This is a genomic window from Ornithinimicrobium avium (assembly GCF_003351765.1).
In the GTDB taxonomy this organism is placed as follows: Bacteria; Actinomycetota; Actinomycetes; order Actinomycetales; family Dermatophilaceae; genus Ornithinicoccus; species Ornithinicoccus avius.
In genome coordinates, this window is sequence record NZ_CP031229.1 from 3549624 (window position 1) to 3571092 (window position 21469).

Here is a 21469-nt window from a genome sequence, read left to right on the forward strand (position 1 = left end):
GAGGCCCGACATGGACGTCGAGCTCGCGGAGGTCCGGGACTTCCTGGCTGCCCACCCGCCCTTCGACGCGCTGCCGCCCGAGGTGCTCGACGCGCTGCCCGCCCGCTGCACCATGCGCTACGCCCGTCGCGGCAGCAGCGTCATGCGCGCCGGGATGAGCAGCGACCGCCTCTACGTCGTGCGCTCCGGCGCGGTCGACATCACCGACGCCGGCCAGCTCGTCGACCGGGTGGGGGAGGGCGGCTCGTTCGGCATGTCGGCGATCCTGGAGCGGGCACCCGCGAGGTATGACGTGACGGCCCGTGAGGACGCCCTCCTCCTCACCGTCCCGCAGGCCGAGGTCGAGAGGCTGGTGGCCGAGCACCCGGTCGTCGCCGAGCACTTCGGGGCGACCCACCGCGACCGCATCCGCCGGGCGCTGGGCGAGCTGCAGCAGTCCGAGCGGGGCTCCGCCGTCTTCCGCACCTCGGTGCGCGACCTGCTCCGGGAGCCGCCCGTGTGCGCCCCGCCCGGGACCACGATCGCCGAGGCGGCCCGGGCGATGGCCGACGGTGGCACCTCCTCGCTGCTCGTCATGGAGGGGGACCGGCTGGTCGGCATCCTCACCGACCGCGACCTGCGCCGGCGGGTGCTGGCCGTCGGCGTCCCGTCCGACCGTCCGGTCCGCGAGGTGATGACCCCGGACCCGGTCACCGTGCGCTCGGAGGCGCTCGCGCTGGAGGTCATGCTCGAGATGACCGGCCGCAACATCCACCACCTGCCGGTGCTCGACCCCCAGGGCCGGGTCGCCGGTCTGGTCACGATCACCGACCTGGTCCGGCTGGAGCGCTCGAGCCCCGTCTACCTGGTCACCGACCTGGCCCGCCAGTCCGACGTGCCAGGCGTCGTCCGGCTGGCCTCCCGGATCGGACGGGTCGTCGACCAGCTGGTCACCGAGGACGCCACCGCCGTGGACATCGGACGGGTGGTCGGGGCGCTGGCCGACGCCGTCACCGTGCGCCTGCTCCAGCTGGCGGAGGCCGAGCTGGGGCCGCCGCCGGCTCCCTACGTCTGGGTGGCGCTCGGGTCGGCCGCCCGGGAGGAGCAGACCCTGGGCGGGGACCAGGACAACGCCCTCGTGCTCGCCGACGGCGCCGACCTCGAACACCCGTGGTGGGGCGAGCTCGCCGAGCGCGTCGTCTCCGGGCTGCAGGCGGTCGGCTGGGAACGCTGCCCCGGCGAGGTGATGGCCACCAACCCGCGCTGGCGGCTCACCGTGGGGCGCTGGCGCGCCCACTTCCGGCGGTGGGCCACCGAGCCCGAGCCGGACGCGGTCCTGAACGCGTCGATCTTCTACGACATGCGCGCCGTCCACGGGGACACCGCACTGGTCGACGGGCTGCGCGCCGAGGCGGTCGCGCTCGGCTCGCGCTCGGACCTGCTGCTGGCCTACATGGCCGGCCACGCCGCCCGCATGCGTCCGCCGATCGGGTTCTTCCGCAGCTTCGTCCTCGAGGACGCCGGGGAGCACCACGACACCTTCGACATCAAGCTCGGGATCGCCGCGGTCGTGCAGCTGGCGCGGGTGCACGCGCTGCGTGCCGGGTCGCTGGCGCTGGGCACCACCGAGCGGCTGGCCGCAGCGCAGGGCCCTGGCCAGATCTCCGAGGAGTCGGCGCGGGACCTCCACGACGCCTTCGAGCTCATGTCCTACCTGCGGCTGCGCCACCAGGCCGAGCAGGTCCGCCGCGGCCTTCGCCCCGACAACCACATCGACCCCGCACGGCTGGGCAGCCTGGACCGACGGCACCTGCGCGACGCCTTCCAGATCGTCCGTACCGCCCAGCACGGTCTGTCCACCCGACTGCCCCCGGTGCCCTGACGTGGCGCTTCGCGACCTGCTCCGGCGGCCGCCGCCGGGCCCCCTGGCCGACCTGGCCGCCGTGCCCACCTGGCCCGTCGGCACGCCCCTGGCCGAGGTCGAGCTCCTCGCGGTCGACCTGGAGACCACCGGGCTGGACGCGCGCCGGCACGAGATCCTCTCCGTCGGCTGGGCGCCCGTCGCAGGAGCGGAGGTCAGGCTCGACGGGGCCGCGCACCGGCGGGTCCGGCCGCACGGCGACGTGGGGGAGTCCGCCGCCGTCCACGGGCTGACCGACGACGCCCTGGCCGCCGCGCCCCCGGTGGAGCAGGTGCTCCCCGAGCTCCTCCATACCCTCACCGGGCCGCGTCGCCTGGTGCTGCTCGCCCACCACGCCGGCCTGGAGACCGCGTTCCTGGCGGCCGCCTGCCGGCGGGTCCACGGCGGCACCGTGAAGCTGCAGGTGATCGACACGGTGGAGCTGGAGCGCCGCCTCCTGGGCTCGGGGGAGCACGTGCGCGACGGCGCCCTGCGTCTTGACGCCTGCCGGGCCCGCCACCGGCTGCCGCGCTACCGGGCGCACTCCGCGCTCACCGACGCCCTCGCCTGCGCCGAGCTCTTCCTGGCCCAGTGCGCCGCGCTGGAGGCCCGTGCGCGGCGGCCGCTGGTGCTGGCCGACGTCCTGCGGCGCTGACCCGCAGCGGCCGACGGCCCCGAGCATGGACAAGCCGGTATGTCCTAATTCGACGAAGGCTCACCTGAGCGTGCGGTGCGGAGGGTGAGTCCTAGACTGGCTCGAGTTCGTGAAGGTTGGCACAAGCGAGGGCGCAGACACCGTGGATGGACAGGTCGAGACCGCCGACGTCATCGTCGTCGGAGCGGGGCCGGGAGGCTCCGCCACTGCCGCCTACCTGGCCGGTCACGGGTTGGAGGTCCTCCTCCTGGAGAAGGCGTCCTTCCCCCGCGACAAGGTCTGCGGCGACGGGCTCACCCCCCGCGCGGTGCGCGAGCTGATCTCCCTCGGCGTGTCCATCCGCGAGGAGGACGGCTGGCACCGCACCAAGGGCCTGCGCATCCTGGGCGGCGGCGTGCGGATGGAGCTGGACTGGCCGGGCAGCGAGACCTACCCGGCCTACGGCCTGGTCCGCACCCGGATGGACCTCGACCAGACCCTCGCCCGGCACGCCGCCTCCCGCGGTGCCCGGCTGCACGAGGGCATGAACGTCCAGGCCCCGGTGCTCGACGACCGCGGCCACATCTGCGGGGTCACCGCCAAGGTCATGGGTCCCGACGGCCGCGCCACCGGGGAGAAGCGTGAGTTCCGTGCGCCGGTGGTCGTCGCGGCCGACGGCAACTCCAGCCGGTTGTCGCTGTCGATGGACCGCCCCAAGCGTGACGACCGGCCGATGGGCGTGGCGGTCCGCACCTACTACCGCACGCCGCGGCACGACGACGAGTACATCGAGTCCCACCTGGAGCTGTGGACCAAGGGCGACCAGGGCGAGGACGTGCTCATGCCCGGCTACGGGTGGATGTTCCCGCTCGGTGACGGCACGGCCAACGTCGGGCTCGGCATCCTGGACACCTCCGAGGCGTTCGGCACCTTCGACTACCGCGACGTCCTGCGCCGCTGGGTGGCGGGGATGCCGGAGGAGTGGGGGATGGGCGAGGAGACCCAGCTCGGGCCGGTGCGCGGGGCCGCGCTGCCGATGTGCTTCAACCGCCAGCCCCTCTACGAGCGCGGACTGCTCCTCGTCGGCGACGCCGGTGGGATGGTCAACCCGTTCAACGGCGAGGGCATCGCCGAGGCGATGGAGGCGGGCCGACGCTCGGCCGAGATCGTCGCCTCCGCGCTCGCGCGCCCCACGCCCGGAGAGCGCGAGGCGGTCCTGCGGTCCTACCCTGCTGTGATGAAGGACTCGCTCGGCGGCTACTACACGCTGGGTCGGCACTTCGCCACCCTCATCGGCAAGCCGGAGGTCATGCGGCTCGCCGTCAAGTACGGGCTGCCGCGCAAGGCCCTGATGCGCCTGCTGCTGAAGATCATGGCCAACCTGCCCCAGGAGCGCGGCGGTCGTCTGGACGACCGGGTCATCAACGCGCTGACGAGGATGACGCCTGCGGCATGAAAGCACCTTGGCCGACTAGGCTGGGCACGCGTCCGACCCCCGACCGCGCGTGCACGGCGCCGAGCACCACCCGAAAGGAGTCCAGGCTCTGATGGACTACCACCCGTATCTGCCGGTTCTCTTCTTCCTGGCCTTCGGCGTCCTGTTCGCGTTCGGGTCCGTCTTCGGCGGTGGGCAGCTGGGTCGCCAGCAGTACAACCGCGCCAAGTCCGAGGCCTACGAGTGCGGTATCCAGCCCACCCCCCAGGCGCACGAGGGCGGTCGCGTGCCGATCAAGTTCTACCTGACGGCGATGCTCTTCATCGTCTTCGACGTCGAGGTGCTCTTCCTCTACCCGTTCGCGGTCGCCTTCGACCAGGTCGGGCTGTTCTCGGTGCTGGCGATGCTGCTCTTCTTGGTGGTCGTCTCGGTGCCGTTCGTCTACGAGTGGAGCCGGGGCGGTCTGGAGTGGGACTGAGGACCGGGTATGACGTGGTGGCGGTGCTCCCCGGAGCCTGCCGGTCCGGCGACAGAAAGGTGTGAGACCCATGGGTCTTGAGGACAAGATTCCCGGCGGCGTCATGCTGACGACCGTCGAGGGGCTGGCCGGTCAGATGCGCCAGTACTCCGTGTGGCCGGCGACGTTCGGCCTGGCCTGCTGCGCGATCGAGATGATGGCCGTCGGCACGCCGGACTACGACATCGCGCGCTTCGGCATGGAGCGGTTCGCCGCGACTCCGCGCCAGGCCGACCTGATGATCGTGGCCGGCCGGGTGTCGCAGAAGATGGCGCCCGTGCTGCGCCAGGTCTACGACCAGATGCCCAACCCCAAGTGGGTCATCGCGATGGGTGTCTGCGCCAGCTCCGGCGGCATGTTCAACAACTACGCGATCGTCCAGGGCGTCGACCACGTCGTCCCGGTCGACATCTACCTGCCGGGCTGTCCGCCGCGACCGGAGATGCTGCTCAACTCGATCATGGAGCTGCAGCGCCAGATCCGGGAGTTCAAGTTCGGCGTCGACCGCGAACATGCCGCCCGCGCGGCCGAGGCGGCGGCGCTGCAGGCCGTGCCGACCCACGAGATGAAGGGTTTGCTCCCCCGATGACCAGCACCGGACCGCAGACGCCGGACAAGAAGCCGCCGGAGCAGGAGACCACGCGTGACGAGGCGAGCCAGCCGTCGCGGACCGTGGAGCAGGAGGTCGGCACCACCCACGCCCAGGAGGAGGGCGCAGGATCGGTCCCGGCGCAGCTCGACGCCCCTGGTGAGCCGGTCGAGGTCGCCCACCGCACCGGCATGTTCGGCTCCTCGCTGGGCAACGACACCTCCGGCTACGGCGGGCTGCAGGTGCCCGTCCTCTACCCCGGGGCCGCCGAGCGGCCTTACGGCAGCTACTTCGACGAGGTCGTCGACGCCCTCCAGGACGCTGCCCCCGAGGCCTTCGAGGCCGGCGTCGAGCGGGTGGTCGTCGACCGCGGCGAGCTGACGCTCGTCGTGCGCCGCGAGCAGCTGCGCTCGCTGCTGCGCCCGCTGCGGGACGACGCCCGCCTGCGCTTCGAGGTGGCCAGCGGCGTCTCCGGCGTGCACTGGCCCCAGGAGACCGGCGCCGAGCTGCACGCGGTCTACCACTTCCTGTCCATCACCAACGGCAGCCGGCGGGTGCGCTTCGAGGTGACCTGCCCCGACGAGGACCCGCGCATCCCCTCCACGGTGGACATCTACCCGGGTCTGGACTGGCACGAGCGCGAGACCTACGACATGTTCGGCATCGTCTTCGAGGGCCACCCCGGGCTGACCCGCATCCTGATGCCGGACGACTGGCCCGGCCACCCGCAGCGCAAGGACTACCCGCTCGGCGGCATCCCGGTGGAGTACAAGGGCGCCACCATCCCCGCCCCCGACCAGCGGAGGAGCTACAAGTGACCAGCAGCGACCCGACCTTCACCGGCACCATGGCCGACGAGGGCGCCGAGCACGTCGAGGAGAGCTCCGACCTCTACGGCCAGGGCGAGAGCGCCGACTCCGTCGACGGCGAAGGCGTCTTCACCGTCCAGGGCGGCGACTGGGACGAGCTGGCGACCGAGGTCGCCGCGCTCGGCGCCGAGCGCATCGTGGTCAACATGGGCCCGCAGCACCCCTCGACGCACGGCGTCCTCCGTCTCGTGCTGGAGCTGGACGGGGAGACCGTGCGCGAGACACGCGCAGGCATCGGCTTCCTGCACACCGGCATCGAGAAGAACATGGAGTTCCGGACCTGGACCATCGGGACCACGTTCTGCACCCGGATGGACTACCTGACCCCGATCTTCAACGAGACGGCCTACTGCCTGGGCATCGAGAAGCTGCTCGGCATCACCGACCAGGTCCCGCAGCGCGCCAGCGACATCCGGGTGCTGATGATGGAGCTCAACCGGATCGGCTCGCACCTGATCGCCCTGGCGACCGGCGGCATGGAGCTGGGCGCCACGACCATCATGACGATCGGCTTCCGCGAGCGCGAGCGCATCCTGCGCTTCTTCGAGGCGGTCACCGGGCTGCGGATGAACCACGCCTACGTCCGGCCCGGCGGGGTGATCCAGGACGTGCTGCCCGAGCACCTCGACCTGCTGGAGTCCGAGCTGCCCGGCCTGCGCCGGGGCATCCACGAGATGGAGCTGCTGCTCCTGGAGAACCCCGTCTTCAAGGCGCGCACCGTCGACGTCGGCTACCTCTCCCTGGCCGGCTGCATGGCGCTGGGCATCACCGGCCCGATCCTGCGCTCGACCGGCCTGCCGCACGACCTGCGCAAGTCCGACCCCTACTGCGGCTACGAGAACTACGAGTTCGACGTGGTCACCCGCCAGGACGCCGACTGCTACGGCCGCGTCGTCATCCGTTTCGACGAGATGTGGCAGTCGCTGCGGATCGCCGAGCAGGCGATCGAGCGGCTGCGCGCCAGCCAGGGCGAGCCGGTCATGGTCGCCGACCGCAAGGTCGCCTGGCCGGCCCAGCTGTCCGTGGGCGCCGACGGCCAGGGCAACTCCCTGGACCACATCCGCGAGATCATGGCGGAGTCCATGGAGGGGCTGATCCACCACTTCAAGATCGTCACCGAGGGGTTCCGGGTCCCGCCGGGCCAGGCCTACGCCGCGATCGAGTCGCCCAAGGGCGAGCTCGCCTGCCACGTGGTCTCCGACGGCGGCACCCGGCCCTACCGGGCGCACTTCCGCGACCCCAGCTTCCACAACCTGCAGGCGGCCTCGGTCCTGGCCGAGGGCGGCCTCGTCGCCGACGTCATCGTCGCCGTCGCCTCGATCGACCCCGTGATGGGAGGCGTGGACCGATGAGCTCACCAGGGAGTGAGGACCGGAGCGAAGCGAGGATCGGAGCGAGCGTGGGTGAGCGACCAGACGACATCACTCCGGACGCACGGCCCGAGGACACCACCGTGGTCCGGCACGAGCGGGAGCGCGCCCGCCGGGCCGACGCGATGTTCGCCGAGCCGCCGATCCGCTACCTCACCGCGCTGCACGCCTCCGAGGAGCCCTACCCCGAGGACGTGCTGGCCCAGCTGAACGCCGACGCCGCGCAGGTCGTCGCCCGCTACCCGGAGAAGCGCTCGGCCCTGCTGCCGCTGCTGCACCTGATCCAGTCGGTCGACGGCTACGTCACCGGCCGCGGCGTGCACTTCTGCGCCGACCTGCTCGACCTGACCACCGCCGAGGTCAGCGGCGTGGCGACGTTCTACACCCAGTACAAGCGCCACCCCAACGGCGTCTACAACGTGGGCGTCTGCACCAACACGCTGTGCGCGATCATGGGCGGCGACCAGATCTTCGAGGAGCTGAGCGAGCACCTGGGCATCGGCCACGACGAGACCACCGAGGACGGCAAGATCACCCTCGAGCGGCTGGAGTGCAACGCCGCCTGCGACTTCGCACCCGTGATGATGGTCAACTGGGAGTTCTTCGACAACCAGACCCCCGAGTCCGGCAAGGAGCTCGTCGACCGCCTGCGGTCCGGCGAGGAGGTCGCCTCCACCCGCGGCCCCTCCAGCGTGCGCTCCTTCAAGCACGTGTCCCGGGTGCTCGCCGGCTTCCCCGACGGCCTGGCCGACGAGGGCGTAGGCGCCGGTCCCGCCTCCGTGGAGGGCACCAAGCTGGCCCGGGAGAAGGGCTGGACCGCCCCGGGCGACGGGGACGACCAGCAGCGGGGGAGCACCTCCCCGAGCGCCGCCGACCAGGCCGGGGAGGGCCTGGAGCGCGGCCGCCACGACTCGACCAACGTCGCCAACGAGGCCGACGAGCTGCCCGAGACCAAGGAGGACGGCCAGTGAGCACGCAGCTGACCCCGATCCTGACGAAGTTCTGGGACGACCCTCAGTCCTGGACCCTGCAGACCTACGAGGACAACGAGGGCTACAAGGCGCTGCGTTCGGCGCTGGCGATGGCCCCCGAGGACCTCGTGCAGGCGACCAAGGACTCCGGGCTCCGGGGCCGTGGTGGCGCCGGGTTCCCGACGGGTATGAAGTGGGGCTTCCTGCCACCCCCGGACGGCGGTCCTCGCTATCTCGTCGTCAACGCCGACGAGTCCGAGCCGGGCACCTGCAAGGACATCCCGCTGCTGCTGGCCGCGCCCCATTTCCTCGTCGAGGGCATGATCATCACCAGCTACGCGATCGGCTGCAACCACGCGTTCATCTACCTGCGCGGGGAGGTCGTCCACGTCTACCGGCGCCTCATGCGCGCGGTCGAGGAGGCCTACGCGGCCGGCTACCTGGGCAAGGACATCCTCGGCTCCGGCTTCGACCTGGACATCACCGTGCACGCGGGCGCCGGCGCCTACATCTGCGGCGAGGAGACCGCGCTGCTGGACTCGCTGGAGGGTCGCCGCGGCCAGCCCCGCCTCAAGCCGCCGTTCCCGGCGGTGGCCGGCCTCTACGCCCGGCCCACGGTGGTCAACAACGTGGAGAGCATCGCCTCGGTGCCGCCTATCGTCCTGCACGGCGCGGACTGGTTCTCCGACATGGGCACGGAGAAGTCGACCGGCTTCGGTATCTTCAGCCTCTCCGGCCACGTCACCCGTCCCGGGCAGTACGAGGCGCCGCTGGGCATCACCCTGCGCGAGCTGCTCGACATGGCCGGCGGGATGCGCAACGGTCACCAGCTGAAGTTCTGGACCCCCGGCGGGTCCTCGACTCCGCTGCTGACCGACGAGCACCTGGACGTCCCGCTCGACTTCGAGTCGGTGGCCAGCGCCGGCTCGATGCTGGGCACCCGCGCGCTGCAGATCTTCGACGAGACCACCTCGGTGGTCCGCGCGGTCTCGCGGTGGACCGACTTCTACGCGCTGGAGTCCTGCGGCAAGTGCACGCCCTGCCGCGAGGGCACCTACTGGCTCAAGCAGATCATGGTGCGCCTGGAGGAGGGCCGCGGACTGCCGGGCGACATCGAGAAGCTCGACGACATCTGCGACAACATCCTGGGCCGCGCGTTCTGCGCCCTCGGCGACGGCGCGACGAGCCCGATCGTCTCGGCCATCAAATACTTCCGCGAGGAGTTCGAGGCCGGCATGCACACCCCGTGCCACGAGCTGTTCCCGCCCGAGCGCTCGACGCTGTTCGCGAAGGAGACGCTGCCCGCATGACTGTCAACACCTCTCCCGCAGCCGGCGGCAACGCCGTGACCGACGGCGGCAACGCCGAGATCCCGGACGAGCCGGACGTGAAGAAGATCACGCTGACGATCGACGACGTCGAGGTCAGCGTCCCCGAGGGCACCGGGCCGCCGAGCAGATCGGCATCCAGATCCCGCGCTTCTGCGACCACCCGCTGCTCGACCCGATCGCCTCGTGCCGGCAGTGCCTCGTCGAGGTCGCCACCCCCGACCGCGAGGGCAACGTGCGCCCGATGCCCAAGCCGCAGCCGTCGTGCGCGACGGTTGCCACCCCGGGGATGGTCGTCAAGAGCCAGCACACCAGCCCGGTGGCCGACAAGGCCCAGCACGGCCAGATGGAGTTCCTCCTGGTCAACCACCCGCTGGACTGCCCCGTCTGCGACAAGGGCGGGGAGTGCCCGCTGCAGAACCAGGCGATGTCCAACGGCCGTCCGACCTCCCGCTTCGACGACGTCAAGCGCACCTACCCCAAGCCGATCAACATCTCCAGCCAGATCCTGCTGGACCGCGAGCGGTGCATCCTGTGCACGCGCTGCACCCGCTTCTCCGACGAGATCGCCGGCGACGCGTTCATCGTGATGGCCGAGCGCGGCGCCCTCCAGCAGGTCGCGATCTACGAGGAGAAGCCCTTCGAGAGCTACTTCTCGGGCAACACCGTGCAGATCTGCCCGGTCGGCGCCCTCACCGGTTCGGCCTACCGCTTCCGCTCCCGTCCCTTCGACCTGGTCTCGACCCCGAGCGTCTGCGAGCACTGCGCCTCCGGCTGCGGGATCCGCACCGACCACCGCCGCGGCACCGTGCTGCGCCGGATGGCCCTGGGCGAGCCGCAGGTCAACGAGGAGTGGAACTGCGACAAGGGGCGCTGGGCGTTCACCTACGCCACCCAGCCGGACCGGCTGCGCGACCCCGTCGTGCGCGAGGCCGACGGCGACTACGCGGTCGTGCCCTGGCGGCGCGCCTACGAGCAGGCCGCCCGCGGGCTGGGCGCCGCGGTCGCCTCCGGCGGTGTCGGCGTGCTCACCGGCGGCCGGGTGACGGTCGAGGACGGCTACGCCTACGCCAAGCTGGCGCGCGTCGCGCTCGGCACCAACGACATCGACCACCGGGCCCGTCCGCACAGCGCCGAGGAGGCCGACTTCCTGGCCTCGAGCGTGGTCGGGATGCGCGACGTCAGCTACGAGACGCTCGAGCGGGCGTCCTCGGTCCTCCTCGTCGGCCTGGAGCCGGAGGAGGAAAGCCCGATCGTCTTCCTGCGGCTGCGCAAGGCGATGCGCAAGAACAAGACCCAGGTGTATGCCGTGGCGCCGTTCGCCACCCGCGGGCTCACCAAGATGGGCGGCACGCTGCTGGCGTCCGCACCGGGCACCGAGGCCGAGGTGCTGCAGGCGCTCGGCGAGCGTCGTCGCAGCGCCGCCGCCGAGCCCGCCGACGGCCCCGCGGAGCCGCTCTCGGGCGTCAACGAGTACCACTCCGCCGCCGACGCGCTGGGCGAGGGCTCGGTGATCCTCGTCGGCGAGCGGCTGGCCACGGTCCCCGGCGCGCTGTCCGCCGCCGCGGCCCTCGCCGACCTGTCCGGCGCCGCCCTGGCCTGGGTGCCGCGGCGTGCCGGTGAGCGCGGCGCGGTCGAGGTCGGCACCCTGCCCACCCTCCTGCCCGGCGGCCGGCTGGTCAGCGACGAGGCCGCCCGGCGCGAGGTCGCCGCCCGCTGGACCGGGGGCGGCGACCTGCCGGCCGCGGCCGGTCGGGACACCACCGCGATGCTGCAGGCCGCCGCGCGCGGCGAGCTGACGGCACTGGTGGTCGGCGGCGTCGAGATCGACGACCTGCCCGACCCGCAGCTGGCGCGCGCGGCGCTGTCCAGGGCGTTCGTGGTCTCGCTCGAGCTGCGCGAGACGGACGTGCACGAGTACGCCGACGTGATCCTGCCGGTCGCCCCGCACGCGGAGAAGGCGGGTGCCTACGCCGACTGGGAGGGCCGCCTGAGGCCGTTCGAGCAGGCGCTGGCCTCCGCCGCCGACGCCGACCACGTCGTGCTGCACCGCCTCGCGGCGGCCATGGGCGTGGGGCTGGGCACCGAGAGCGTGCACGACGTCCGGCGCGAGATCACCGAGCTGGGCACCGCCGCCGCCCGCCCCGCGGCCCCCACCGTGGCCGCTGGCGGCCCGGCCACCCCCGGCGAGGGCCAGGCCGTGCTGGCCACCTGGCACCATCTGCTGGACGCCGGGTCGATGCAGGACGGCGAGCCCTTCCTGGCCGGCACCGCGCACCGGGCGGTCGCCCGGCTCTCCGCGGCCACGGCCAGCTCGCTCGGCGTCGCCGACGACGAGCTCGTGCGGGTGTCCACCGACCGCGGCGAGATCGTGCTGCCCGTGGTGGTCACCGCCATGCACGACGGCGTCGTCTGGGTGCCGACCAACTCCGTCGGGTCGGCGGTCCGCGCCACCCTCGGCGTCGACGCCGGAGCCGTCGTCACGATCACGCGAGGTGAAGCATGAGCCTGCTCACGGCATACCCCGACCTGGTCGCCGCGCTGCCGACCGGCCCGCTGCTGCTGACCGTCGACGCGCCGGTCGCCGACTTCAGCGACACCCCGGTGTGGCTGTCGCTGGTCAAGGCGCTCTTCCTGTTCGTCTACGTGATGCTCTCGATGGTCGTCGTCATCTGGTTCGAGCGTCGCGTCATCGGCCGGATGCAGCAGCGACCCGGACCCAACCGGTTCGGCCCCCTGGGCATCCTGCAGACGTTGGCCGACGGCATCAAGCTGTTCCTCAAGGAGGACATCCGGCCCAAGAACGCCGACCTGCTGATGTACTTCGCGGCGCCGCTCATCGTGGCCTCGATGGCGTTCGTCTCCTTCGCGATCATCCCGCTGGGCGGCGCGGTCAACATGTTCGGCCACATCACCCCGCTGCAGCTGACCGACACCCCGGTCGCGGTCCTGATCGTCCTGGCGGTCGCCGGCGTCGGCGCCTACGGCTTCGTGCTGGCCGGGTGGTCCTCGGGCTCGACCTACCCGCTGCTGGGTGGTCTGCGCTCGACGGCCCAGGTCATCTCCTACGAGATCGCGATGGGCCTCTCGCTCGTGGCCGTCTTCCTCTTCGCCGGTTCGATGTCGACCAGCCAGATCGTCGAGGCGCAGTCGCAGACCTGGTTCCTGGGGATCCCGTCCTGGTACGTCATTCCCCTCTTCTTCAGCTTCGTGGTCTACGTGATCACGATGGTGGGCGAGACCAACCGCCTGCCGTTCGACCTGGCCGAGGGCGAGGGCGAGCTCGGGGGCGGCTTCCACACCGAGTACTCCTCGATGAAGTTCGCGATGTTCTTCCTCGGCGAGTACATCAACATGTTCACCGTCTCGGCCCTGGCCACCACCCTCTTCCTCGGCGGCTGGCACGCGCCGTGGCCGCTGAACACCCTCTTCGACGGGTTCTTCGACCAGGGCTGGTGGGGCCTGCTCTGGTTCACCGGCAAGATGTGGCTGTTCATCTGGTTCTTCGTGTGGCTGCGCGGCTCGCTGCCGCGCGTGCGCTACGACCAGTTCATGGCGCTGGGCTGGAAGATCCTCATCCCGCTGTCGCTGGCCTGGGTCGTCGCGGTGATGATGATCCGGGCCGCGCAGGAGGGCTACTTCGGCGAGGGACGCTGGAGCGTCGTGGTGACGCTCGTCATCATCGGCATCTTCGTGCTCGTGGGCATCTTCCTGTGGGACCGGGCCGCGCAGCGCAGCCTGGCCGCGCGGGAGGCAGACCGGGAGGTGCCGCCGGAGGTCGACCCCTTCGCGCACGGGTTCCCGGTGCCGCCGCTGCCCGGGCAGAGGCTCATCGAGCCGCGCACCGGGATCGAGGCCGCCGAGCCGGTCCCGGCCCGCCCCGGCGGGGACGGCCCGACACCGACCGACCAGACCACACCGGAGGAGCGCCGTGGCTGACCAGACCGACCCGACCACCCCGAGCCGCCGCGAGGCCGCGGCCGCCCCGTCGACGGGCGAGCCGAGGACCGACCCGCGCGGTGGCAAGAAGGAGCCCGGGATCGTCGAGCAGATGTTCGCGCCCGTGGCCGGCTTCGGGGTGACCTTCGCCACCATGTTCCGCAAGGTGGCCACCACCGAGTACCCCGAGGTCAAGCGGGGCACCGCCGCGCGCTTCCACGGCCGGCACCAGCTCAACCGCTACCCCGACGGGCTGGAGCGGTGCATCGGCTGCGAGCTGTGCGCCTGGGCCTGCCCCGCCGACGCGATCTACGTCGAGGCGGCCGACAACATCCCGGGTGCGCGCTACAGCCCCGGCGAGCGCTACGGCCGCGTCTACCAGATCAACTACCTGCGCTGCATCTTCTGCGGCATGTGCATCGAGGCCTGCCCGACGCGGGCGCTGACGATGACCAACGAGTTCGAGCTGACCGACAGCTCCCGGGCGCCGCTCATCTACGAGCGGCACCAGCTGCTGGCCCCGCTCGGCCCGGACATGGTCGCGCCGCCCTTCCCGATGGCCGAGGGCATGTCGGAGCGCGACTACTACCGGGGTCAGGTCACCGGACCGACCCAGGAGCAGAAGGACTTCGTCGCGCAGCGCGACGCACGGACCACCGAGGAGGGCACCGCATGAACCCCGCCCCCGCAGCTGAGCTCATCAGCGGCGGCGAGCTCTTCATGTTCTGGCTGATGGCCATCGTGACCGTGGCCGGCTCGCTGGGTCTGATCTTCGCCCGCAAGGCCGTGCACGCCGCGATGTCGATGGCTCTGACGATGGTCGGGCTCGGCGTCGTCTTCATCACCCAGGACGCAGAGTTCGTCGGCATCATCCAGATCTTCGTCTACTCCGGCGCCGTCATGATGCTCTTCCTCTTCGTGGTCATGACGATCGGCGTGGACGCCTCCGACTCCGGGGTCGAGACCCTCAGGGGGCACCGTTTCTGGGCCTACCTGTTCGGGGCCGGCTTCGCGGCCGCGGCCGTCTACGGCCTGACGCGCGTCAGCTGGCCGGCCGGGGTCGGGCTGGCGCAGGCGCAGGCGGAGGGGACCGTCACCGCCCTGGCCCGCGAGATCTTCGAGCGCCAGGTGCTGCCCTTCGAGATCCTCGCCGCCCTGCTCGTCATCGCCGTCATGGGCGCCATGGTGCTGGCCCACCGCGAGCGGCTCCAGCCCCGCCGCAGCCAGCGCGAGTGGTCCCAGGAGCGGATCCGCTCCGGCCAGTGGCTGTCCGGCAAGCCCAACCCGGGTGTCTACGCGCGGCACAACGCGGCGGACACCCCGGCGCTGGCGCCCGACGGCAGCCCGGTCGAGGAGTCGGTGCCGCGCGTGCTGGTCGCCCGCGGCCAGGTCGGCACGCCGACCGCCTACCGGCTGCAGGACCCCCGCGAGGAGCTGGCCGGTGCCGAGCCCGAGGTGGTCGACACCCCGGCGACGACCACCACCGACCTCGCCCAGACCGAGGAGGTCGAGCGCTGATGGGTCTGCAGGCCTACATCTACCTGTCGGTCGTGCTCTTCACGATCGGCGCGCTCACGGTGCTGGTGCGACGCAACACGATCATCGTGTTCATGGGCATCGAGCTCATGCTCAACGCCTGCAACCTGGCGTTGGTGACCTTCTCCCGGATGCACGGCTCGCTGGACGGGCAGGTCTACGCCCTGTTCGTCATGGTGGTGGCCGCCTCCGAGGTCGTGGTCGGCCTGGCGATCATCATGTCCATCTTCCGCGCGCGCAGGTCGGCCTCCGTCGACGACGCCAACCTGTTGAAGCTGTAAGGAGCGAGCTGAAGTGTCTGTGCTCGAACTGACGCACCTCGTCGGCGCCGCGCCCGCGGCCACCGGCGCGGCGACCGCATACTCCTCGGTGGACGGCGGCGTGGCCCAGGTGGGCTGGCTGATGATCGCCCTGCCGCTGCTCGGCGCCGCCGTGCTGCTCTTCGGCGGGCGGCGCACCGACGGGTGGGGGCCGCTGGCCGCGACCCTGCTGTCCTGGGCCTCCTTCGTCGTCGGCGTGCTGGTCATCCTCCAGCTGCGCGGCTACGCGGGCGAGGACCGAGCGCTGCAGCTGCCGCTGTGGGACTGGGTGGCCGCGGGCAACCTCGAGGTCTCGGCGGGGCTGCTGATGGACCCGCTGTCGATGACCTTCGTCATGCTCATCACCTTCGTCGGGTCGCTCATCCACGTCTACTCCCTGGGCTACATGGAGCACGACCCCGACAAGCGGCGCTTCTTCGGCTACCTCAACCTCTTCGTGGCGGCCATGCTGCTGCTGGTGCTGGCCGACTCCTACATGCTGCTCTTCGTCGGCTGGGAGGGCGTGGGCCTGGCCTCCTACCTGCTCATCGGCTTCTGGAACCACAACCCCGCCTACGCGAGCGCGGCCAACAAGGCGTTCATCGTCAACCGGGTCGGCGACTTCGGCATGGTGACCGCGATGGCGCTGATGTTCGCCACCTTCGGCGCCCTCGACTACCAGACCGTCCACACCTCGGCGGCCGGGGCGGAGCCGATGACGCTCACCCTTCTCGGGCTGCTCCTGCTGGTCGGCGCCTGCGCCAAGTCCGCGCAGTTCCCGCTGCAGAGCTGGCTGGGCGACGCGATGGCCGGACCGACGCCGGTGTCGGCGCTGATCCACGCCGCCACGATGGTCACCGCGGGCATCTACCTCGTGGCCCGATCGCAGTTCATCTTCAACGAGACGCCCGACGCCCAGCTGGTCGTCGCGATCGTCGGGACCATCACCCTGGTGTGGGGCGCGATCGTCGGCTGCGCCAAGGACGACATCAAGAAGGCCCTGGCCGCATCGACGATCTCCCAGATCGGCTACATGATGCTGGCGGTCGGGCTGGGCCCGATCGGCTACACCTTCGCGATCTTCCACCTGGTCACCCACGGCTTCTTCAAGGCCGGGCTCTTCCTCGGCTCCGGGTCGGTCATGCACGGCATGAAGGACCGGGTAGACATGCGCCGCTACGGGGCGCTGTCGCGGGAGATGATCCAGACCTGGCTGACCTTCGCGGCCGGCTGGATCGCGATCATCGGCGTGCCCTTCATGTCCGGCTGGTGGAGCAAGGACCTCATCATCGAGGCCGCGTTCGTCGGCGAGGGCTGGCGCCCGTGGGTCTTCGGCCTGGCCGCGTTGATCACCGCCGGCATCACCGCCTACTACATGAGCCGGGTCTTCTTCATGACCTTCCACGGCAAGGCCCGCTGGGAGGACGACATCGACCCGCACGAGTCACCGCTGGTCATGACGGTGCCGATGTGGATCCTGGCGCTCGGCTCGGTCGCCCTGGGCCTGGTGCTGTGGCCGACCGGGATCCTCTCCGCCTGGCTGGAGCCGGTCTTCGGCGCCGAGGTGCAGCACGAGCCGGTCATCCCGGTGATGGCCATCCAGGTCGTCATCTTCGTGCTCATGCTCGCCGGCGTCGGCCTGGCCTGGTGGCAGTACGGCCGCGAGGAGGTGCCGGTCGTCGCGCCCTACGGCAGCTTCGCGACCCGCGCCGCCCGCCGTGACCTGTTCCAGGACGACGTCAACGAGATCCTCCTGCGGGCTCCCGGAGCCGCCCTCGTGGCGACCTCCGTGGAGGCTGACGAGCACGTCGTCGAGGGCGCCACCACCGGTGGCGCGACCTCGGCACTGACCGGCGTCGCCGGTGTTGTACGCCGGGCCCAGAACGGGTTCGTGCGGTCCTATGCCCTGACGATGCTCGTGGGCGTCGTCGCCATCCTCGGTGCCGTGTGGGTGATGCAGTGATGAACTTTCCCTGGTTGACCACCCTCCTGGTGCTGCCGCTGGTCGGCGCGCTGGTCGTGGCCCTGCTGCCGAGGGCGAGCTCCGCCGTGCGGCCGGTCGCGCTCGGCTTCTCGCTGGCCTCGCTGGCCGTGGGCGTCGGCGCCCTGACCCAGTTCAGCGCCGGCTCGCAGGAGCAGTTCCAGCTCACCGAGATCTACCCGTGGATCCCGCAGTTCGGCGTCTCCTACGCCGTCGGGGTGGACGGCATCTCGCTGACGATGATCCTGCTCGGTCTCATCCTGGTGCCGGTGTGCATCCTCGCCGCCTGGGAGGACGTGCCCGCCGACGGCCGCCGCCAGCACACCTACTTCGCGATGATGCTCGCGCTGCTGGCCACCATGATCGGCGTCTTCGCCGCGATCGACGTCTTCCTCTTCTACGTCTTCTTCGAGGCGATGCTGCTGCCGGTCTACTTCCTGATCGCGATGTTCGGCGGGACGCGACGGGGTCGGGCGGCCACCACCTTCCTGCTCTACTCCCTCGCCGGCGGGCTGATCATGCTCGTCGCGGTCATCGGCGTCTACCTCGCCGGGCCGCGCGGCACGGACGGCTTCCTGCTGTCCAACCTCGAGGGCCTGGACCTGTCCGTCGCGGCCGGACGCTGGCTCTTCCTCGGCTTCTTCATCGCCTTCGCGATCAAGGCGCCGATGTGGCCGGTGCACACCTGGCTGCCGCTGGCCGCCGAGCAGGCCCGCCCGGCGACGTCGGTGCTGCTGATCGGCGTGCTGGACAAGGTCGGCACCTACGGGATGATCCGCTTCTGCCTGACCCTCTTCCCCGAGGCCAGCCAGTGGGCGACCCCGGTCGTGCTCTTCCTGGCCCTGGTCTCGATGGTGGCCGGCGCGCTGCTGGCGATCGGGCAGAACGACATGCTGCGCCTGATCGCCTACACCTCGGTGAGCCACTTCGGCTTCATCGTGCTGGGCATCTTCGTCTTCACCACGGTCGGCGGCGCCGGCGCGACGCTCTACATGATCAACCACGGCTTCACCACCGCCGGGCTGTTCCTCGTCGCCGGGATGCTCATCGTGCGCCACGGCTCGCGGGACATCCGCGACTACGGCGGCTGGCAGCGGGTCACCCCGGTCATCGCCGGCGTGCTCCTCTTCTCCGCGATGTCCGGTCTGGCGCTGCCGGGCCTGAACTCCTTCATCAGCGAGTTCATGGTCGTGCTCGGCGTCTTCGAGAACTACCCGTGGCTGGGCGTCGTCGGCGCCTTCGGAGTGGTCCTCTCCGCGCTGTACATGCTGCTGATGTACCAGCGCATCGCCACCGGTCCACGGCCGGTGCTCGCCGAGGTCCCCGACATGACCGGCCGCGAGAAGCTGGTCGTGGCGCCGATCATCGTCGCCTTCCTTGCCCTGGGGTTCTTCCCCAAGCCGGTCCTGGACGTCCTGGAACCCGCCGTGCAGCAGTCGCTGCAGCAGGTGGGGATCCAGGACTCGGTCCCGGCCGTCGACACCGCCAACGCTGAGGGGAGTGGCCGCTGATGACGGAGCAGTTCGTCGCACCCGCCATCAACTACACGGGTCTGCTGCCGCTGATCATCGTCCTGGTGGGCGGTCTGGTCGGGGTCCTCGTCGAGGGCTTCGCCTCCCGGGGCGCCCGGTATGCCGTGCAGCTTCCGGTGGCCGTCGCCACCCTGGTGCTGGCCTTCGTCGCGCTCGTCGTGCTCGGTCCCCGCAGCCATGGGCTGACGGCCGCGGACACCATCGCCATCGACGGTCCCGCACTCCTCCTGCAGGGGCTGCTGCTGCTGATCTCGCTGCTCGCCCTGCTCGTCATGGCCGAACGCCTGGGCGGCCAGCAGGCCGACACCTTCACCCAGGCGGGCGCGTCCACGCCCGGCTCGGCGGAGGAGGCCTACGCGGAGCGGCACGGTGCCAGCAGCACCGAGGTCTTCCCGCTGTCGCTGCTGTCGGTCGCGGGCATGATGCTGTTCGTCAGCGCCAACGACCTGCTGCTGCTGTTCATCGCCCTCGAGGTGCTCTCGCTGCCGCTCTACATCCTGGCCGGGCTGGCGCGCCGTCGCCGGCTGCTCTCCCAGGAGGCCTCGCTGAAGTACTTCCTGCTGGGGTCCTTCTCCTCGGCGTTCTTCCTCTTCGGCTCGGTGCTGATCTACGGCTACGCCGGCTCGATGCGCTTCGGCGACATCGCGGCCGCGGTCACCGCCAACGTGGGCATGGACGGGCTGCTCATCCCCGGGATCCTGCTGCTGGCCGTCGGGCTGCTGTTCAAGGTCGGCGCCGTGCCCTTCCACGCCTGGACCCCGGACGTCTACCAGGGTGCGCCCACCCCCGTCACCGGTTTCATGGCGGCGGCCACCAAGATCGCGGCCTTCGGCGCGATGCTGCGGGTCTTCTACGTGGCCGTCGAGGGCGTGCGGGCCGACTGGCAGCCGATCCTGGCGGCCGTGGCGACCCTGACCATGGTCGTCGGCGCGATGCTCTCGATCGTGCAGACCGACGTCAAGCGGATCCTGGCCTACTCCTCGATCGCGCACGCCGGCTTCGTGCTCGTGGGCCTGATCGCCCTGGACCAGGCCGGCATCTCCAGCACGATGTTCTACCTGACGGCCTACGCGTTCATGACGATCCCGGCCTTCGCGATCGTCGGGCTGGTCCGCTCCTCGGGCACGGAGGCCTCCCAGATCGGCCAGTGGGCCGGGCTGGGCAAGCGGGCGCCGTGGACCGCGGCGGCCTTCACCTTCCTCATGCTCGCCTTCACCGGCATCCCGCTGACCTCCGGCTTCACCGGCAAGTTCGCCGTCTTCGCGGCTGCGATCAGCCAGGGCTGGGCGTGGCTGGCCGTCGTCGGCGTGCTCGCGAGCGCGGTGACCGCCTACATCTACTTCAAGCTCGTCGTGCTCATGTGGCGCGGCGGTGACGAGTCCGGCGACACGGTGGTGGCCACCCCGTCGATGCTCACCGTCTTCGCCATCGTGGCGGGCGTGGTGGTCACCCTGGCACTGGGCGTCCTGCCCTCCCCGATGCTCGACCTGGCGCAGAGCACCGCCGCCTTCCTGCGGTGACCGCACCCGCCAGCCCCGCCGTCCGGCTCGGCGACGTCCCCGGCGTCGACGAGGCGCTGGAGGCCCGCGTGGCGCAGGGGATGGCCGCCGTCGCCGACCGGCTCGCGGAGGTCGTCGACCACGACGACCCGTTCGTCGCCGAGGCCTCCGGCCACCTGGCCGCGGCCGGCGGCAAGCGGTTCCGACCGCTGCTCACCCTGCTGGCCAGCGAGGTCGGTGACGGCTGGGACGACCGCGTCGTGGACGCGGCCGTGGGCGTCGAGCTGACGCACCTCGCCTCGCTCTACCACGACGACGTCATGGACGAGGCGGACCTGCGCAGAGGGGTCGCCAGCGCCAACGCTCGCTACGGCAACTCCACGGCCATCCTGGTGGGCGACCTGCTCTTCGGCACGGCGTCCTTGGTGGTCGCCGGGCTCGGCGCCGAGGCGGTCAAGATCCAGGCCGAGACCTTCGTGCGGCTGTGCGCCGGCCAGATCCGCGACGACCGGCAGGGCCTGGACGAGGCGGCCGGAGCAGGTGGCCCGGCAGACGCCAACCCCCTGGCCGGCCACGCCGGGGACCCCGCCGTGGTGACCGCATACCTGCAGATCCTCGCCGACAAGACCGGGGCGCTCATCGCGACCGCGGCCCGCTACGGGGCGATGTTCGGCGGGTGCGACGAGGTGACGGTGCGCGTGCTGACGAGCTACGGCGAGAAGCTCGGCGTGGTCTTCCAGCTCGCCGACGACCTCCTCGACGTCGCGTCGGACACCTCCGGCAAGACCCCCGGGACCGACCTGCGCGAGGGCAAGGCGACGCTGCCGGTGCTCTACGCCCGCCTGTCGACCGACCCCGCCGACGCCCGGCTCCAGGAGCTCGTGCGCGGTCCGGTCGAGGACCCCGCCGAGCTGGCCGAGGCCCTGGAGCTGCTCCGGGCGCACCGGTCGATGGACCAGGCGCGCGCGCACGTGGCCCGCGTGGCCGACGAGGCGCGGGTCCTGCTCGACGGCCTGGAGCCCGGGCCGGCCGTCGACGCGCTGCGCGCGCTCGTCGACGGGGTGGCGGAGCGCTCCAGCTAGCGGGATCCT

General features: G+C 71.4%; 18 protein-coding genes. All 18 read left to right on the forward strand.

All coding sequences use genetic code 11. The features are described 5' to 3' along the window. The first annotated feature begins 10 nt into the window (after positions 1 to 10). The 18 genes from DV701_RS16320 (at position 11) to DV701_RS16405 (ending at position 21460) form a co-directional block, all read left to right on the forward strand. Entirely contained in the window at positions 11 to 1861 is a 1851-nt protein-coding gene (locus DV701_RS16320) for a DUF294 nucleotidyltransferase-like domain-containing protein (RefSeq protein WP_114929871.1), read from the forward strand. A 1-nt stretch (position 1862) separates the two neighbouring features. Then, complete coding sequence (locus tag DV701_RS16325) at positions 1863 to 2534, forward strand: exonuclease domain-containing protein (RefSeq protein WP_114929873.1); 672 nt, start codon at positions 1863 to 1865, stop codon at positions 2532 to 2534. 109 nt (positions 2535 to 2643) lie between these two features. Continuing rightward, entirely contained in the window at positions 2644 to 3969 is a 1326-nt protein-coding gene (locus DV701_RS16330) for a geranylgeranyl reductase family protein (protein ID WP_228255089.1), read from the forward strand. Between the two features lie 91 nt (positions 3970 to 4060). After that, a complete protein-coding gene (locus tag DV701_RS16335; RefSeq protein WP_114929877.1) occupies positions 4061 to 4426 on the forward strand; it encodes an NADH-quinone oxidoreductase subunit A in 366 nt (121 codons plus the stop codon). 70 nt (positions 4427 to 4496) lie between these two features. Next, the gene (locus DV701_RS16340) at positions 4497 to 5054 is read left to right on the forward strand and encodes an NADH-quinone oxidoreductase subunit B (RefSeq protein WP_114929879.1); all 558 of its coding nucleotides are present in this window, start codon (positions 4497 to 4499) and stop codon (positions 5052 to 5054) included. Then, a complete protein-coding gene (locus DV701_RS16345) occupies positions 5051 to 5872 on the forward strand; it encodes an NADH-quinone oxidoreductase subunit C (protein WP_114929881.1) in 822 nt (273 codons plus the stop codon). Before DV701_RS16340 ends, DV701_RS16345 begins: the two co-directional genes overlap by 4 nt. A gap of 29 nt (positions 5873 to 5901) precedes the next feature. Beyond that, positions 5902 to 7275 (forward strand): NADH-quinone oxidoreductase subunit D, encoded by a 1374-nt coding sequence (locus DV701_RS16350; protein WP_114931283.1) that lies wholly within the window; start codon positions 5902 to 5904, stop codon positions 7273 to 7275. A gap of 143 nt (positions 7276 to 7418) precedes the next feature. After that, positions 7419 to 8264, forward strand: a complete 846-nt coding sequence (nuoE, locus tag DV701_RS16355; protein ID WP_114931285.1) for an NADH-quinone oxidoreductase subunit NuoE — start codon at positions 7419 to 7421, stop codon at positions 8262 to 8264. Then, positions 8261 to 9574: an NADH-quinone oxidoreductase subunit NuoF gene (nuoF, locus tag DV701_RS16360; protein ID WP_114929883.1), complete on the forward strand. Its 1314-nt coding sequence runs from the start codon at positions 8261 to 8263 to the stop codon at positions 9572 to 9574. The genes nuoE and nuoF overlap by 4 nt, the downstream gene beginning before the upstream one ends. Before the next feature lie 184 nt (positions 9575 to 9758). Next, the gene (locus DV701_RS16365) at positions 9759 to 12098 is read left to right on the forward strand and encodes an NADH-quinone oxidoreductase subunit G (RefSeq protein WP_324616630.1); all 2340 of its coding nucleotides are present in this window, start codon (positions 9759 to 9761) and stop codon (positions 12096 to 12098) included. Beyond that, on the forward strand, positions 12095 to 13531 hold the full coding sequence (gene nuoH, locus DV701_RS16370) for an NADH-quinone oxidoreductase subunit NuoH (RefSeq protein ID WP_114929884.1): 1437 nt from the start codon (positions 12095 to 12097) through the stop codon (positions 13529 to 13531). Before DV701_RS16365 ends, nuoH begins: the two co-directional genes overlap by 4 nt. After that, complete coding sequence (nuoI, locus tag DV701_RS16375; RefSeq protein ID WP_407669326.1) at positions 13524 to 14207, forward strand: NADH-quinone oxidoreductase subunit NuoI; 684 nt, start codon at positions 13524 to 13526, stop codon at positions 14205 to 14207. The genes nuoH and nuoI overlap by 8 nt, the downstream gene beginning before the upstream one ends. Next, complete coding sequence (locus DV701_RS16380; protein ID WP_114929886.1) at positions 14204 to 15049, forward strand: NADH-quinone oxidoreductase subunit J; 846 nt, start codon at positions 14204 to 14206, stop codon at positions 15047 to 15049. Before nuoI ends, DV701_RS16380 begins: the two co-directional genes overlap by 4 nt. Next, complete coding sequence (gene nuoK / locus DV701_RS16385; RefSeq protein WP_114929888.1) at positions 15049 to 15348, forward strand: NADH-quinone oxidoreductase subunit NuoK; 300 nt, start codon at positions 15049 to 15051, stop codon at positions 15346 to 15348. The genes DV701_RS16380 and nuoK overlap by 1 nt, the downstream gene beginning before the upstream one ends. Positions 15349 to 15469: 121 nt before the next feature. Continuing rightward, positions 15470 to 17329 (forward strand): NADH-quinone oxidoreductase subunit L, encoded by a 1860-nt coding sequence (gene nuoL, locus DV701_RS16390; protein WP_114931289.1) that lies wholly within the window; start codon positions 15470 to 15472, stop codon positions 17327 to 17329. After that, complete coding sequence (locus DV701_RS16395; protein ID WP_114929890.1) at positions 17329 to 18858, forward strand: NADH-quinone oxidoreductase subunit M; 1530 nt, start codon at positions 17329 to 17331, stop codon at positions 18856 to 18858. Before nuoL ends, DV701_RS16395 begins: the two co-directional genes overlap by 1 nt. Next, positions 18858 to 20399: an NADH-quinone oxidoreductase subunit NuoN gene (gene nuoN, locus DV701_RS16400; protein ID WP_114929892.1), complete on the forward strand. Its 1542-nt coding sequence runs from the start codon at positions 18858 to 18860 to the stop codon at positions 20397 to 20399. Before DV701_RS16395 ends, nuoN begins: the two co-directional genes overlap by 1 nt. After that, positions 20396 to 21460 carry a polyprenyl synthetase family protein gene (locus DV701_RS16405; RefSeq protein WP_407669327.1) on the forward strand — a complete coding sequence of 355 codons (1065 nt, stop codon included), beginning with the start codon at positions 20396 to 20398 and terminating at the stop codon, positions 21458 to 21460. The genes nuoN and DV701_RS16405 overlap by 4 nt, the downstream gene beginning before the upstream one ends. The last annotated feature ends 9 nt before the right edge of the window (positions 21461 to 21469 follow it).

Coding starts and splice junctions, on each gene's coding strand:
- DV701_RS16320 (WP_114929871.1), top strand. CDS start 11: ATGGACGTCGAGCTCGCGGAGGTCCGGGACTTCCTGGCTGCCCACCCG.
- DV701_RS16335 (WP_114929877.1), top strand. CDS start 4,061: ATGGACTACCACCCGTATCTGCCGGTTCTCTTCTTCCTGGCCTTCGGC.
- DV701_RS16340 (WP_114929879.1), top strand. CDS start 4,497: ATGGGTCTTGAGGACAAGATTCCCGGCGGCGTCATGCTGACGACCGTC.
- DV701_RS16345 (WP_114929881.1), top strand. CDS start 5,051: ATGACCAGCACCGGACCGCAGACGCCGGACAAGAAGCCGCCGGAGCAG.
- DV701_RS16350 (WP_114931283.1), top strand. CDS start 5,902: ATGGCCGACGAGGGCGCCGAGCACGTCGAGGAGAGCTCCGACCTCTAC.
- nuoE (WP_114931285.1), top strand. CDS start 7,419: ATGTTCGCCGAGCCGCCGATCCGCTACCTCACCGCGCTGCACGCCTCC.
- nuoH (WP_114929884.1), top strand. CDS start 12,095: ATGAGCCTGCTCACGGCATACCCCGACCTGGTCGCCGCGCTGCCGACC.
- DV701_RS16380 (WP_114929886.1), top strand. CDS start 14,204: ATGAACCCCGCCCCCGCAGCTGAGCTCATCAGCGGCGGCGAGCTCTTC.
- nuoK (WP_114929888.1), top strand. CDS start 15,049: ATGGGTCTGCAGGCCTACATCTACCTGTCGGTCGTGCTCTTCACGATC.
- nuoL (WP_114931289.1), top strand. CDS start 15,470: ATGATCGCCCTGCCGCTGCTCGGCGCCGCCGTGCTGCTCTTCGGCGGG.
- DV701_RS16395 (WP_114929890.1), top strand. CDS start 17,329: ATGAACTTTCCCTGGTTGACCACCCTCCTGGTGCTGCCGCTGGTCGGC.
- nuoN (WP_114929892.1), top strand. CDS start 18,858: ATGACGGAGCAGTTCGTCGCACCCGCCATCAACTACACGGGTCTGCTG.